The 13,033-nt window shown below is 59.6% G+C and carries 21 protein-coding genes; 20 read left to right on the top strand and 1 reads right to left on the bottom strand.

Annotated elements, in window-relative coordinates:
- Positions 1 to 2 precede the first annotated feature (2 nt).
- From QXU97_02875 to QXU97_02960, 18 genes are all read left to right on the top strand, one after another.
- Positions 3 to 704: a TrmH family RNA methyltransferase gene (locus QXU97_02875; GenBank protein MEM4035542.1), complete on the top strand. Its 702-nt coding sequence runs from the start codon at positions 3 to 5 to the stop codon at positions 702 to 704.
- Positions 689 to 1,786: a THUMP domain-containing protein gene (locus QXU97_02880; protein ID MEM4035543.1), complete on the top strand. Its 1,098-nt coding sequence runs from the start codon at positions 689 to 691 to the stop codon at positions 1,784 to 1,786. Before QXU97_02875 ends, QXU97_02880 begins: the two co-directional genes overlap by 16 nt.
- Positions 1,787 to 1,792: 6 nt before the next feature.
- Positions 1,793 to 2,335, top strand: a complete 543-nt coding sequence (locus QXU97_02885; GenBank protein ID MEM4035544.1) for a 50S ribosomal protein L16 — start codon at positions 1,793 to 1,795, stop codon at positions 2,333 to 2,335.
- A gap of 9 nt (positions 2,336 to 2,344) precedes the next feature.
- Complete coding sequence (gene dph2 / locus QXU97_02890) at positions 2,345 to 3,361, top strand: diphthamide biosynthesis enzyme Dph2 (protein MEM4035545.1); 1,017 nt, start codon at positions 2,345 to 2,347, stop codon at positions 3,359 to 3,361.
- On the top strand, positions 3,355 to 4,008 hold the full coding sequence (locus QXU97_02895) for an METTL5 family protein (protein MEM4035546.1): 654 nt from the start codon (positions 3,355 to 3,357) through the stop codon (positions 4,006 to 4,008). The genes dph2 and QXU97_02895 overlap by 7 nt, the downstream gene beginning before the upstream one ends.
- Positions 3,998 to 4,582, top strand: coding sequence for an exosome complex RNA-binding protein Csl4 (locus tag QXU97_02900; GenBank protein MEM4035547.1), 585 nt, complete (start codon positions 3,998 to 4,000; stop codon positions 4,580 to 4,582). The genes QXU97_02895 and QXU97_02900 overlap by 11 nt, the downstream gene beginning before the upstream one ends.
- A gap of 2 nt (positions 4,583 to 4,584) precedes the next feature.
- The gene (locus QXU97_02905; protein ID MEM4035548.1) at positions 4,585 to 5,250 is read left to right on the top strand and encodes a DUF2067 family protein; all 666 of its coding nucleotides are present in this window, start codon (positions 4,585 to 4,587) and stop codon (positions 5,248 to 5,250) included.
- A 92-nt stretch (positions 5,251 to 5,342) separates the two neighbouring features.
- The gene (locus tag QXU97_02910; protein MEM4035549.1) at positions 5,343 to 5,651 is read left to right on the top strand and encodes a DNA-directed RNA polymerase subunit L; all 309 of its coding nucleotides are present in this window, start codon (positions 5,343 to 5,345) and stop codon (positions 5,649 to 5,651) included.
- Positions 5,648 to 5,980, top strand: a complete 333-nt coding sequence (locus QXU97_02915; protein MEM4035550.1) for a hypothetical protein — start codon at positions 5,648 to 5,650, stop codon at positions 5,978 to 5,980. The genes QXU97_02910 and QXU97_02915 overlap by 4 nt, the downstream gene beginning before the upstream one ends.
- Positions 5,981 to 6,003: 23 nt before the next feature.
- Positions 6,004 to 6,339: a transcription factor S gene (locus tag QXU97_02920; GenBank protein MEM4035551.1), complete on the top strand. Its 336-nt coding sequence runs from the start codon at positions 6,004 to 6,006 to the stop codon at positions 6,337 to 6,339.
- Entirely contained in the window at positions 6,332 to 6,526 is a 195-nt protein-coding gene (locus QXU97_02925) for a hypothetical protein (protein ID MEM4035552.1), read from the top strand. The genes QXU97_02920 and QXU97_02925 overlap by 8 nt, the downstream gene beginning before the upstream one ends.
- A gap of 48 nt (positions 6,527 to 6,574) precedes the next feature.
- Positions 6,575 to 7,312: a DNA polymerase sliding clamp gene (locus QXU97_02930; protein MEM4035553.1), complete on the top strand. Its 738-nt coding sequence runs from the start codon at positions 6,575 to 6,577 to the stop codon at positions 7,310 to 7,312.
- Entirely contained in the window at positions 7,281 to 8,444 is a 1,164-nt protein-coding gene (locus QXU97_02935) for a DNA primase small subunit domain-containing protein (GenBank protein MEM4035554.1), read from the top strand. Before QXU97_02930 ends, QXU97_02935 begins: the two co-directional genes overlap by 32 nt.
- Before the next feature lie 6 nt (positions 8,445 to 8,450).
- Positions 8,451 to 8,924 carry a hypothetical protein gene (locus QXU97_02940; GenBank protein MEM4035555.1) on the top strand — a complete coding sequence of 158 codons (474 nt, stop codon included), beginning with the start codon at positions 8,451 to 8,453 and terminating at the stop codon, positions 8,922 to 8,924.
- A gap of 74 nt (positions 8,925 to 8,998) precedes the next feature.
- Positions 8,999 to 9,280, top strand: a complete 282-nt coding sequence (locus tag QXU97_02945) for a 50S ribosomal protein L44e (protein MEM4035556.1) — start codon at positions 8,999 to 9,001, stop codon at positions 9,278 to 9,280.
- 7 nt (positions 9,281 to 9,287) lie between these two features.
- Positions 9,288 to 9,485: a 30S ribosomal protein S27e gene (locus QXU97_02950; GenBank protein ID MEM4035557.1), complete on the top strand. Its 198-nt coding sequence runs from the start codon at positions 9,288 to 9,290 to the stop codon at positions 9,483 to 9,485.
- 38 nt (positions 9,486 to 9,523) lie between these two features.
- Entirely contained in the window at positions 9,524 to 10,321 is a 798-nt protein-coding gene (locus QXU97_02955) for a translation initiation factor IF-2 subunit alpha (GenBank protein ID MEM4035558.1), read from the top strand.
- Entirely contained in the window at positions 10,318 to 10,503 is a 186-nt protein-coding gene (locus QXU97_02960; protein MEM4035559.1) for an RNA-protein complex protein Nop10, read from the top strand. The genes QXU97_02955 and QXU97_02960 overlap by 4 nt, the downstream gene beginning before the upstream one ends.
- On the opposite strand, the gene QXU97_02965 is transcribed toward QXU97_02960, so the two are convergent.
- Positions 10,484 to 11,011, bottom strand: coding sequence for a CDP-2,3-bis-(O-geranylgeranyl)-sn-glycerol synthase (locus QXU97_02965; protein ID MEM4035560.1), 528 nt, complete (start codon positions 11,009 to 11,011; stop codon positions 10,484 to 10,486). The two genes, QXU97_02960 and QXU97_02965, sit on opposite strands and share 20 nt — an antisense overlap.
- A 58-nt stretch (positions 11,012 to 11,069) precedes the next feature.
- Between QXU97_02965 and QXU97_02970 the strand changes: the two genes are divergently transcribed.
- Entirely contained in the window at positions 11,070 to 11,705 is a 636-nt protein-coding gene (locus QXU97_02970; GenBank protein ID MEM4035561.1) for a hypothetical protein, read from the top strand.
- A complete protein-coding gene (locus tag QXU97_02975) occupies positions 11,706 to 13,019 on the top strand; it encodes a UbiD family decarboxylase (GenBank protein ID MEM4035562.1) in 1,314 nt (437 codons plus the stop codon).
- The last annotated feature ends 14 nt before the right edge of the window (positions 13,020 to 13,033 follow it).

The raw sequence follows: 13,033 nt of genomic DNA on the forward strand, positions 1-13,033 counted from the left end.
GAATGAATGTCAAGGTAGTCCTTGTGGGAGTAGAAGGCGAGGTCAATCTCGGATTCGTGATGAGGCTGGCCGCGAACTTCGACGTGAAGCGCGTGGTGCTGGTTGAGCCGAGAGCTGCCTATGGGGAGGAGGCCAGGAGGTATGCTGCCAAAGCGGCGGCTCTCCTCGAGCCTCCTCTAGTCGTCGGAAGACTTGAGGAGGCATTCGAGCCTGGCGAGCTCAGAGTGTGCACCAGCGCTATAGCGCGAGAGGACGACGTATTGCGCAATGCGATCACGCCCCAGCAACTCGCTGCGATTTACGAGGAGACAGGCTTGCCCATAGCTCTCGTCTTTGGGAGAGAAAGCACGGGTCTGACGAGGAGAGAGCTCGAGAGCTGCGACGTCCTCGTCAACATTCAATCAAGCGACAGCTACCCCGCTCTCAACCTCTCGCACGCGGTCGCGATACTGCTCTATGAGCTCTACGTGACCAAGCGGAGGTGTCGAAGAACTCCTCCGGCTAGCGAAGAGACGCTCAGATTCCTCGAGGACAGCTTCAACGTCTTGGCGGACTGCGTGGTGAAAGACGAGGGCAAGGCCAGATCCTCTAAGATAGCCTTCAGGAGGGTCGTGAAACGAGCCCAGCCGACGGAGGCCGAGGCTAGGAGAATACTCTACGTCTTGAGGCGAGCGAGGAGGAGAGCCTCTTGCTCTATGTCTTGAAAACCGTGCCGGGCCTCGAGGATCTATTAGCCGAGGAGTGCAAATCAGTCGAGCCGAATTGCGAGCCTCTCCGAGAAGAGCGCGGCAGACTACTCGTTGAGCTGAGCCGCGAGGGCGCCGAGAAGCTAGTGCAGATCTCCAGGCTTCTCACAAGCGCCTACGAAGTCCTCGCCGAGACGGAGCTAGTCAGCCTCTCTCCCGAGGGGATCCGAAGCGTCGCGCTCGAGATCGAGTGGGAGAGGATACTACACGACGGAGCCATTTTCGCAGTCAGAAGCGAGCGCGTCGGAGAACACAGCTTCACCTCGCTGGACGTCTCGAGAGAGGTCGGCCGGGCTGTCTTCGAGAGATGTGCGAGTCGCGGAGTGCATGTCAAAGTGCATCTGAACGCGCCGGAGGTAGTCGTGATAGCGGAGCTCTTCGGCTCTAGGCTAACCATAGGAGTAAGTCTCACGGGGGACTCGAGCCTGCACAGGCGTTGGTATAGAGTGAGAGAGCACACAGCCTCGCTGAAGCCACCAATAGCCTTTGCTATGATAATGTTGTCGGGCATGCGTGACGGCGAACTGCTCATCGACCCCATGTGCGGCGGAGGCACCATCCCCATAGAGGCTCTCTTATACTTCGAGACCTCTCGCGCCGTCTGCGGCGATGTGAGCGAGGAGAGTTTGAGGATCGCGAAGCACAACGCGGCGGCCGCCGGAGTCCTCGAGAGGCTCGAGACGTTGAGGAGCGACGTGAGAGATTTACCGAGCCTCCTTGGCAGGAGGATCGCGAAGAGAATAGTGACGAACCCTCCCTACGGGATAAGACTCGGAACGCCTAGAGCTTCGGCTTACTCTCTCGCTAAGCTCTTCGACGCGTCGAATGAATTGCTGACCGAGGACGGCTCGCTCGTCTTGATCACCCCGAGCAGGAAGAGAGCTCTAGAGGAGGCGGAGAGGATCGGCATGAGGCTCTACTGCGAGAGAGAAGTCCTACACGGAGACCTGAGGGCCTGGATCCTATGTTTCGAGAGCTCCTCGTTAGCAACGAGAAATAATAGCCCTTTGAGAGCAGAGGATCAGCGAAGTGCGTGGTGAGCAGTCGTGCCGCTGAGGCCGGCCAGGTGCTACACCCACTTCACGTCGCCTCCTTACACTCGGAAGGAGTACATACCAGGAGTCCCCCAGCCCAAGATAACGAAATTCGAGATGGGCAACAGGAATATCGAGCCGGACTACGTGGTCTACCTCGAGGCTTTAGAGGCCGGCCAGGTGCGTCACAACGCCCTAGAGGCTATGAGGGTCATGGTCCACAAGACGCTGAGCACCAGAGTCGGCGAGGACAAGTACTTCTTTAAAGTGAGACCTTACCCTCACCACGTATTGAGGGAGAACAAAATGATGGCTTTCGCGGGAGCCGATAGGCTGCAGGACGGCATGAGGCTCTCGTTCGGCAAGCCCATAGGAACGGCCGCCAGAGTGTCCCCGGGCACGGTGATAGCGGAGGTCTACGTTAAGAAGGAACACGTGGAGGTGGCGAAATCTGCGCTTAGGATCGGTAAGTCTAAGCTCCCCATACGCAGCAGGATAGTGGTCGAGCAGCTGAGGTCGGCCGAGAACCGGGCAGAGCCCGCGAGAGGAGATTGAAGCTCCACTATGGAGCCCCCCTACGACTTCGAAGTAGAGAAGATAGCTAAATACGTCAAAGAGAAGCGCTACAGCCTCGTTCTGCTCCAACTGCCCGACGGCATGAAGAGGTACGCAGCCGAGCTAGTCGACGCCCTCCGCGATGCCACTGGAGCGGAGTTCTACGTGCACGGAGAGCCTTGCTGGGGTCCCTGCGTCGTTCCCATCGAGGAGGCCAAGTCGCTAGGCGTCCAGCTGATCGTCCACTACGGTCATAGACCGCGCGGCTACGCTGCTCTGCTCCCCCGGGAGCCCGAAGTGATCTTCGTTCCGGCCTCGCTGAGATCTCCCGGCTTATCTGAGCACTTGGTGGAGCAGCTGGTCTCGGAGCTCAGGGCTCGAGAGTGCAGCAAACCGGTCCTCATAACCACGGCTCAACACGATTGGCTGCTCCCGCGACTAGTCGAGCGCCTCGCCGCCGAGGACCTCGAGCCGGTGATGCGGGGAGCGATCGAGCACTCCGTGTTAGGCTGCGACTACGGACCGTTGATCGAGCTGCGAGGGGCTTATCAGTGCGTCGTGGTGTTGGCCAGCGGCGTTTTCCACGCTCTAGGGGCCGCTCTATCGACCGACGTCCCAACGCTCCAAGTTGACCCCATCGAGGAGAAGGTCATTGACCTCGCCTCGATGAAGCGGACCTGGCTTAGGAGGCGCTACGCGAAGATCATAGCCTCCCTGAAAGCCGAGAGGTGGGCCCTCTGGGCGGGCTCGCCGCCGGGCCAGCATAGGCGAGAACTCATCCTCAAGCTCGCGGATCTGATAAGAGCGAAGAAGCTGAAGTACTATCTGTTCTACTCGAGAAACGTAAGCTCCGCAGAGCTGCTCAACGCGGACTCGCCCCAGATAGACGTCCACGTGGTGACTTCCTGCCCCAGAGTCCCTATAGACGATTTCACGTTGCAGGAGTTCCACAAGCCCGTGCTCAGCCCCGGCGAGGCCCTAATGGTTTTGACCGGCGACCTCGAGAGGTATAGATTCCCGTGGTGAGCCGTAAGAAGGAGTTGGAGCTCGCGCTGGAGAAGCTAGCGGAGCCCCTCAGCCCCAGGCGGGACCTCGAGCAGTACCCTACGCCGGCTCACATAGCGGCCGACCTGCTTTGGGAAGAGGAGCTCGCGGGGAGAGGATTGAGCGGGCGCATCGTAGTAGACCTAGGCGCCGGCACGGGTAGGCTGTGCATTGGAGCGGCTCTCCTCGGCGCGGAGTGCGTGGGGCTGGAGATCGACGAGAGGCAGATACGCGTACTGCTGGACAACGCGCGTATCGCTGGCGTCTCTGAGAGAGTCGAGGTCGTGCTGAGCGACGTCAGGAGGCCTCCTCTGAGGCCCATGGACGGTTCCACCGCGATCATGAACCCGCCATTCGGTACTTCGCGCAGAGGAGCAGACAGAGAGTTTCTGGCCGCGGCCTCGACCCTCTCGGATAGGATCCTCAGCCTTCATATCTATAATGAGAGCTCGCTCGACTTCCTGAGCAGATTCCTGAGATCGAGAGGCTTCGTCGTAGTGAAAATGAAAAAATACACGATGCTCCTGAGACAGACTATGGAACATCACGTAGCCAAGACCGTGAGATTCCCCGTCGTGCTCCTGGTCTCGGACAAGATGCGCGAGGTAGGAGTCCAGCGTGAAGCGTGAGCTGATCGTTGTGCCCGGCGACGTGTTGGGAGTCATCGAGGAGCTGAGTCCGGGCGAGAACACGCATGAGCACGAAGGCTATATAATATCGACCGTGCTCGGCCGAGCTGAGATAAACCTGTTGAGGAGGACCGTTAACTGTAGAGGTCTCCCAAAAAAGTACAGGATCCCGACCAAAGATTCGGTGGTCCTAGGCTTTGTTTCGAGTCTGAGAAGCGAAGTGGCTCTCATAACCATAGTGGGACTCTTCGAGCAAGATAAATTGTTCGAGACGTCTTTTCCGCTGGCCGGGCTCCTCCACGTGAGTCAGGTTGGCTCAAACGTAGACTCGATGTATGATGTGTTAGGCCTGGGAGACCTGCTCAAGTGCAGAGTCCTGAATTCCGAGAACCCCTATCAGTTGACGATCTCAGGCCCTGCCCACACGCTGGGCGTTGTGCTCGCCTCCTGCTCGAGGTGCGGGGCAGCTCTGAGGCTTGAGAGGCTGTCGGGAACTCTCAAGTGCCCCAGGTGCGGGAACTCGGAGAAGAGGCGTGTCTCCAAGGATTACCTCAACCTGAGCAAGGTGATTTAAAATTGCGTAAGAGAAAGCTCGTGCTCAAAGTGCCGCGCGAACCCGAGAAGGCCCTCGAGCTTATCGCGAAGGCCGTGCAAGCTCAGCTCGTCAGCTATAGGCTTCGAGGCAACAAACTCGAGATCACGCTACGAGGAGACGAGATAAGTCTCGCGAGGAGCGTCGACAACGTGAAGAGAGCCTTGGCATCTCTCAGACTGAAGGACCAGGCGATTGGCGTGACGTTCCTTCCGAAGGGCCGTCTCGCTGAGGTCCTTGGTAGAGCCGTTCCACTAGAGGCTCTCAAAGAGCTTCTGAGCGCTCTGAAGATTTCCTACGAGGATAGAGGAGGGGAGCTCATCGTTAGGAGCAGCGTCGAAGAGCTTAGGAAACACGTGCTCCCTCTCAGTGAGTTACTCGAAGCCTCGAGCACTCTATGCGGGGGAGCGGCCCGCGAGGTTGTGGCCGTCGCGGCGCACCTCACAGAGCTCGACCCAGCTGCGATAGTCGAGATAGGCAAGGGCGCGGGGGTCCTCGTCGAGAGCAAGGACGGGAGAATCTTCCTCGGGGTGGATAGGAGGCGAGCTCTCGAGGAGCTTCTGCGCGCTGCTTCGCGAAGAAGTGAGGAGAGCGGTCGCTCCATGCCATCGTCGAGGGGGCGAAAGCGCGAAGACCGAGTCGCGAGCTGATCTCTCGAGGACCGCTCGCTTTTATAAACGATCTTTCCTCCTCGCAACAGAGGGCGGAGGAAGGAGGAAGAGCGCCGGAGGGATTCCAGAGATTGCTCGAGGCCCCTACGTCTACCGAGAAGATAGTGATCAAAGAGCGGAGCGGCAACGTCCTGCGAGTGGAGGTGATAGGCGAGACGCACACCTTCGGCAACATGCTAGCGAAGGAGCTCCAGTCGAGAGAAGACGTAGAGCTAGCATATTATGTAGTAAAGCATCCCCTAATTGAGAGGTTCGAGCTTCTGCTTAGGACGAAGCCGGGGAAGGACCCGATGGAGGTTCTCGTGGAAGCCATGGGCGGCCTCGTGAGTAAGCTAGAGAGGCTCGAGTCTCTAATCGCGGAGGGCCTCCGCGGAAGATGAAGAGAGAGAGCAGGAAGCTGTTCCTTCACGCCAGGGAGGGTCTATTGGTAGGGGCTATCCTGAGGGGCGAGAGCTTCGACAAGCTCATCGTGAGGACGATCGACGAGGATCTAATGAAGAGCCTGAGCGAGGAGAAGGCTATGAGGGAGGTCAGGAGGGTCCTAGCAACGTGGGAGGCGGCAAAGGAGGCCCCTCTCGTGGTGCGAGCGCTCGGGGCTGAGCTCGGCGAGATAAAGGACCTCGCGAAGTTCCTAAATAAGGTGGCCCTCGAGACAGGAGAGCTCGTGGAGAGATTAAGGTCAAAAGAGTCGATCGAGACTAGACAATAGCTCGTCGTTGAGAGTGAGGGAGCGTGTTCTGCCCCAAATGCGGCACACTGATGAAGTACACGAGAGGGAGCTCGACAAAGTCGCTGGTCTGCCCTAGCTGCGGCTACACGAGCACGGAGGCTCCAGGCGGAGCGGCTAAGCTCCCCGAGGTGCCTAAGCGTAGAGCAACGAGCGGGGTAGTGGTCGAGGAGAAGAGCTCTCTCGAGCTCTTGCCCAAGCTCAAGAACGAGGTCTTCTGCCCTAGGTGCGGTCACGACGAGGTCTACTACTGGGTCGTGCAGACGCGGAGGGCGGACGAGCCTCCTACAAGGTTCTTCAGGTGTGTTAGGTGTAATCACACGTGGAGGGAGTATGAGTAGCGGTAGCGAGAATCTCAGAGAGGAGCTGAGGGGGCTGCTCTACTCCTCCAAGAGGCTCGAGGAGGAGCTGAGAGAGGCGCTAGCAAGGTCCGGGAAGAAGTACTCAGGCTGGGTGAATCTAAGAAACGCTTACCTTCTCTCGCTCTCCATCCGCAGGCGGCTCGAGAGAATGTTAGCTTTAATTTGAGGTGGCCGGCAAAGAGGCCGGAGGAGCGCTTCTCTAGGGTGCGAAAACGTGAAGCTGTCTTTCCCAGACGCGTCGCTCTGGAGCGCCATATTGAGAGGAGCAGCTAAAGTGATACGAGAAAGCACTCTGAAGGTCGAGCCGGAAGGACTCAGGCTCCGTGCTATGGATCCTAGCCGCGTCGTCATGATTGACCTCTTCATCCCGGCTGACTCCTTCAGCGAGTACGAGGGGAGGGGCGAGAGGCTCACCGTCAATCTCGAGGAGCTGAGCAAATTGCTTCGGAGAGCCGCCGAGGACGAAGAGCTCGTGCTCGAGGCTAAGAGAGGGGGAATAGAGCTTACTCTACGTGGCAGGATAACTCGGAGAATCAGAGTCCCCCTCCTCAACATAGAGGTCGAGGAGCTCGGAGAACTCAGGATCCCGTTCAAGGCGGATGCCGCGATGCCGGCCGAGGTCTTCGCTGAGACATTGAAATTGCTAGAGCCGATGGGTGACGTATTCGGCCTAATGGCTGACGAAGACAAGCTCACGATATTCAACGAGAGCGAGCTCGGTCGATACTTCGTTGAGCTTACCACCGAGGCAGGCGGAGGTCTCCTATCGCTCGAGGCAGAAGGAGAGCAGAGGTCCATTTACAGCATGGAGTACGTGGCCAACTTCGTCTATCCGGCCGAGAGCGCCGAGCAAGTGAGGTTGCAGTTCTCGACGGATATGCCGTGTAAGATCACGTTCGAGTTACCGAGAGGGGCGCAGTTTGCGGTCTACGTGGCCCCGAGAACGCTCTGAGCTCTCCGGTCTCGATTGGCTGAGGAGCCTCTTCGCCTCCTATTACGCCAGGGCCGAGGTAGTCCTTCCCGAGGACTACGCCGCGAGAGAGTGGGCGTTTCAGCCCTTGGGCAGCTCGACTTACATCAGGCATCTCTCCTTCAAAACTGAAGCGGAGCTGAGGAGATATCTCGTGAGGAATCCCCCCGCGCACGCCTACTACTCCTCGGCTCGATTCTTATTCCCCGAGGTTCCATACATGGAGCAGAAGGTCTGGCTAGGCAGCGACCTCATCTTCGACATAGACGCGGATCACTTACCCGGCTGCGAGAACCCGAAGACCAGGTGGGCCTGCTCCTCCTGCGGGAGGAGCTTCGAGGTTGAGGGTCGTGGCAAATCGATCGCGTGCCCGGCTTGCGGCTCCCGCGAGCTTATCGACCTCAGCGAGGTCTCCCCCGAGTGCCTCAAGCTGGCGGCGCGAGAAACCGCGAAGCTCTTGCGAGTGCTCGAGAACGACTTCGGGGTAGATGACGTCCACGTATACTTCTCGGGCAATCGCGGGTTCCACGTCCACGTTACGTCCAAAGAGCTTCTCGAGCTGAACGGCGATGAGAGGAGAGAGCTGGTCGACTACCTCAAGGGAGTGGGGCTGGAGCTACGGGAGGTGCTGGAGCTCGGCGGAGAAGCTAAGAGGCCGCGGAGCTCTGCGGTAGCGCCGAGTCCGCGTGACGCCGGATGGAGGGGGAGATTAGGCCGCGTCATCTATGATGAGCTGGGTCTGAGTGATGACAAGGTGCTCACGTTTGGCGAGTTGAAAGGGCGTGACTTAGAGGAGTTGATTCCTAAGGCCTCGGTGCACGTGGATGAGAAAGTCACGATAGACGTCCACAGGCTCGTGAGACTCCCGGGCTCTCTCAACGGCAAGACGGGGATGCCTGTCGTCGAGGTTCGTCCGCGGGAGCTCGAGGCCTTCAGCTTGACGTGCTCTCTCTCGCCTTTCGACGGAACAGCCGCGGTGGCTCTCTCGGTGGATCTCGACGTCGAGGTCTTCGACGTCGAGATCCACGGCGAGCGAGGCGAGCTCGTGGAGCTTCCGCTATGCGCGGCCGTGTTCTTGGCACTAAGAGGAGCGGTAGAGCGCGTAGTGGCGTGAGGGGCTTTGGCGGGCAATCCCGAGAGAGAGATCCTTGCGGTCAAGAGGGCCGGGGAGTACTGGGAGACCAGGAAGAAGTTACTGAGGGAGCTCCTCAACGTCTGCTCCCAAGAGGGAAGCGAAGACGCCTCTCTCGTCTGCGAGCGGGGCGCCGAATTCTACAAGGGGGCCAACGACAGCCTGATCGAGGTCCTCGCGAGCAAGCGGGACTCCTTCTTAGGAGGAGTCCTAGACAAAGTCCGCGGAGCTCTCCGCGAGGTCCTGAGCCTAGAGGCTACGGTGGTGGGCTCGAGTAGCGCTGACGCGATAAAGGTCGCGTGCGTTACGGCCGAGGACCTCGTCCTAGGAGGACTCAGAGCGCGGCGGGGGTCGATCCTCATGTTGAGCCCCGAGAGAGCCCTCCTCGCCTACGCGCTAGGCTTGGTCTCGGTTTTGAAGATGCATCTATCGAAGAAAGTTTGGTCGGTGCGCGAAAAGTAATAACCTCCTCGGAACTCATCCTACCGCTGAGAAGTGAGGGCGCTTAAGTCGACCGCGGTGAAGAGAGCTTGAAGGTGCCCAAGAAGATCAACACCTATTGTCCCAGGTGCAGGAAGCACACCGAGCACAGCGTGACCCTCTACAAGGGCGGTAAGCGAAGATCCCTCGCGGAGGGGGAGAGGAGATATAGGAGGAAGCAAGAGGGCTACGGCTCTAAGAGGAAGCCGGAGCAGAAGAGATTCGCCAAGACCACGAAGAGGATGACTCTCAAGCTGACGTGCACAGTCTGCAAGCGCGTCAGCCACAGAGAAGGCATAAGACTCAAGAAGCTCGAAATCGTAGAGGTGCACAGGTGACGGCCTCGTGAAGAGGCGCGCGATTTTAGTGCCGAAGCCCAGAAGCTACTTCATCTTGGCGAGGTGCCCGAGCTGCGGCAATGAACAGATATTATTCTCGCACGCGACCTTCCCGGCCAGATGCATAGTGTGCGGGCACCAACTCGTCGAGCCGCGGGGCGGGAGATGTAAGATAAACGCGCAGATCATGCGATATCTAGGCTAGCAGAGGCGCGGGTCCCCCGAAGTTAGGAGGTGCGCGTTTTGGTCAAGAGTAGGCGCAAGCTACCGGAGATCGGGGAACTCGTCGTAGCCACGGTGAAGGAGATCTTCGACTTCGGCGCGTATGTCGAGCTCGACGAGTACGAGGGCACGAGGGCTTACCTCCCGTGGAGCGAGGTAGCCTCCAAGTGGGTTCGCGACGTGAGAGAGCTCCTCAGAGAGAACCAGAAGATAGTGGTCAAAGTGATCCGCGTAGACAGGAGCAGAGGTCACATCGACGTATCGCTTAAGAGGGTCTACGACTCGGAGCGCAAGAGAAAGATGATGGAGTTCAAGCGAAAGCAGAAGGCCGAGAAGATCCTGGAAGAGGTAGCTCGTAGCTTGGGAAAGACCCTCGATCAGGCGTACGAGGAGGCCGGTTGGAAGCTCGAGGACTACTACGGCGAGATATGGGCCGCGCTCGAGAGGGCGTCCCTCGAGGGCGAGGAAGTCTTCCTCGCCGCCGGCGTGCCGCGCGAGTGGGCTCGCGCTTTGCTCGAGGAGGCTAGGAAACACGTCGAGGTAAAGAAGGTCACAGTAGAGGGGATCTTACGCGCGTGGACCTTGAGGCCCGACGGCGTCGAAGCCCTAAAGAGGGTCTTCGAGGCCGCTCTCGGCGCCGACGGGGCGGCCAACGTCAAAATAACCATAACGGCGCTGGGAGCTCCGAGATATAAGATCGAGGTGGAGGCCGAGGACTACAAGACGGCGGAGGAAGTTCTGGCCGAAGCGGTGAGGAGGGCAGAGGAAGCCGCCAAGAGAGAGAAAGTAGAACTTCACTTCCAGAGGGTAAAGAAGTGAGATTTCTCCTAAGAAAGTGCACGGCCTGCGGCAGGTATACGTTGAGAGACTCTTGCCCTCTCTGCGGCTCGCCGACCAGGGTAGCGCACCCTCACAGGTTCTCGCCGATCGATAAATACGCGGCCCTTAGGTTGAGAGCTAAGAGAGAGGGCTCGTCGGAGGTCACCAGGGGACCCTCTTAAGCCCCAGTTTGTAGGCCGCGTAGTTCGTGCTCAAGTGTAGGAGCGGAACCAGGATCAGTCCTAAAAGGAAGCTGGCGAGGAGCGGCTGTGCGCACTTGTCACACGCCAGGACGAGCAAGGTCGCTCCCAAGTAGAAGTCCAGCTGATCGGCCGGGACGAGAGGGGCCCCGCGCTCTATCCCCGCCCTCCTCTTGAGGAAAGACTTCGCCAGATCCCCAATTATGGCGCCACACGACGATACCAGGCCCGTCCTCAACAGGAGGGAGGAGAACTCGGGCAACGATAGCGCGAGGAGGAGAGAGACCGCGAGTCCCGAGACCAGACCCACCAAAACGCCCTCGACGGTCTTGCCGTCGCCGAGCAGCCTCCGACCATCAGGGAGAACCAGCCCGAGGTCCAACGGCGTGCACCTCCTCCTCGAGAGGAACGCGACTGGCGCGGCGTTAGTCACCATAGCTGGCAGATAAACAGTGATGAAGTTGGCGGCGAGATCGTAGCGGGGATCCACGAGCCGCTCGCCTCTCGAGCCGCGGAAGCACTTTAACCCTCTCCGCGATATTAAGCGCGTGCGCGGAGACTCTTCAGAGCCTAGGCTCGTGGTAGTCACAGTGAGGCCCAGGACCTTCGTAGCGATCCTTAGCAGGTTGAGAGAGCTGAGCTTACCGTACAAAATACCGGAGAGCCTGCCGTACGAGTGCGGCTCGGGCGAAGTCGTCATATACGACGACGCTCGCGCGTACAGAGGCCCTTGCAAAGCCGTAGAGGCGCGCGGGCCAAGCGAGACCGAGAGAGCCGTGATAAGCGCTTTGCTCGCATTGCGCGACAAAGAAGCGTTCGACGAGGTTCTGGTTGGTGTGGATGTTGGCGAGAAGCGCCACGCCGTCGCGGTCTTAGCCGACGGAATCCTGCTCTACTCATTCAAGGAGGAGGCGGCTAGGCTCGCGCAGAGGTTGGCCGAGGCTCTGCGAGGAGTGCCGCGCTCTAGGCTGAAGATCAAAGTGGGCTATAAGCCGGCCAAGTCCGAGGCCGCTCTCTCGCTCAGCGTCGAGATCTCGAAGGCCTGCGGGACGTCCGTAGCGCTAGTCGACGAGAGCTCAACGAGCAGAGCCCTCCGCCTGAGAGCGCGAGAGGGCATGGATCCCGACATCGTGGCTGCGCGATTTATAGCGCTGAGAGAGGACTACCTCGAGAGCCTGGGCTAGGTGCTTAGCTCTATGGGAGCCGCTACGGCTGCGCTCGCTCCCACGATAGAGTCCTTCCTCAGCAAAATGGGCTTCGAGGTTCTCGAGGAGGAGTTAGAGCCAGGCCCCGAGGTCTCCAAGCTCTTGAGGAGCCGGGAGGGCTCTCGACCGTTGGTTTTCAGAGTCAAGGGGTCGCGCTTCCCGATCGCGTCGAATCTCGTTGACACGAGAGAGAAGGCGGCGGCCGCCGCCGAAGGAGTCGGCGGTGAGGACCTCCTCTATAGGGCCCTGGCGTCGCTCCCCCCGGATCCTAGGGATAGCTTCGTCTCGGCCTCCTTCGACGAGCTCTACGATAGAGTCGAGCTGTCGGCGCGCGAGCTCGGAGCGATTAAATACTACGAGGGCGACGCCGGGCTCTACATAACCTCCGCTATCATCGTGGCGCGAGCGGGCTCCTCCCTGAACGCCAGTGTGCATAGGATGCTCGTGGTGAGCGACAAGAGGCTCGTCGTGAGAGTATCGCCAAGACATCTGCACAGGTCCATCGTTGAGGCGAGAGAGGCCGGGCGCGAACTCGAGGTGACCATACTCTTGGGGTCACACCCGGCTCTTCTCCTAGCGGCCTCGACCTCTCCACCCTATGGCTTCTACGAGCTGACGACGGCCTCGGTGCTCTTGGGCAGGAAGCTGCCGGCGGCCCCGTCCCCCATTCACGGCCACCTCATCCCATTGGGAGCCTCGATCGTGGCGGAGGCTAGGATCACGCTCGAGGAAGCGCCGGAGGGCCCTTTCGTCGATCTGCTGTTGACTTACGACAAACAGAGGCTTCAGCCCGTGGTGGAGATCGACGGGACGTGGGTCATTCGGGGCGCTAAGCCTTGCCTCCACGCTATACTCCCCGGCGGCTCGGAGCACGCTCTCCTCATGGGTTTACCGCGCGAGGCTGCGATAAAGGAGGCGGTCTCGCGCGCCGTGCCCCACGTGGTTAAGGTCAGACTGACCAGAGCCAGCGGCTGCTGGCTTCACGCCGTGATCTCCATAAAGAAATTGAGCGATGGGGATCCCAAGAACGCGATACTAGCGGCCTTCGCGGCTCACCCGAGTCTCAAGCACGTCGTAGTGGTCGACGACGATGTGGATCCGGACGACCCCGAGGAAGTTGAGTGGGCCATCGCGACGAGATTTCAAGCTGATAAAGGTCTCGTCGTAATCTCGGAGGCTAAGGGCTCCACAATGGACCCCAGTTCGAGGGACGGCCTCACGGCCAAGATGGGCATCGATGCCACGAAGCCCGTGGGAGCGGGCAGAGAGTTCGAGAGGGTGCGACTCCGTTAGGCGGGAGGGACCTT

It is taken from the genome of Fervidicoccaceae archaeon (assembly GCA_038878695.1).
Lineage (GTDB): Archaea > Thermoproteota > Thermoprotei_A > Sulfolobales > Fervidicoccaceae > JAVZVD01.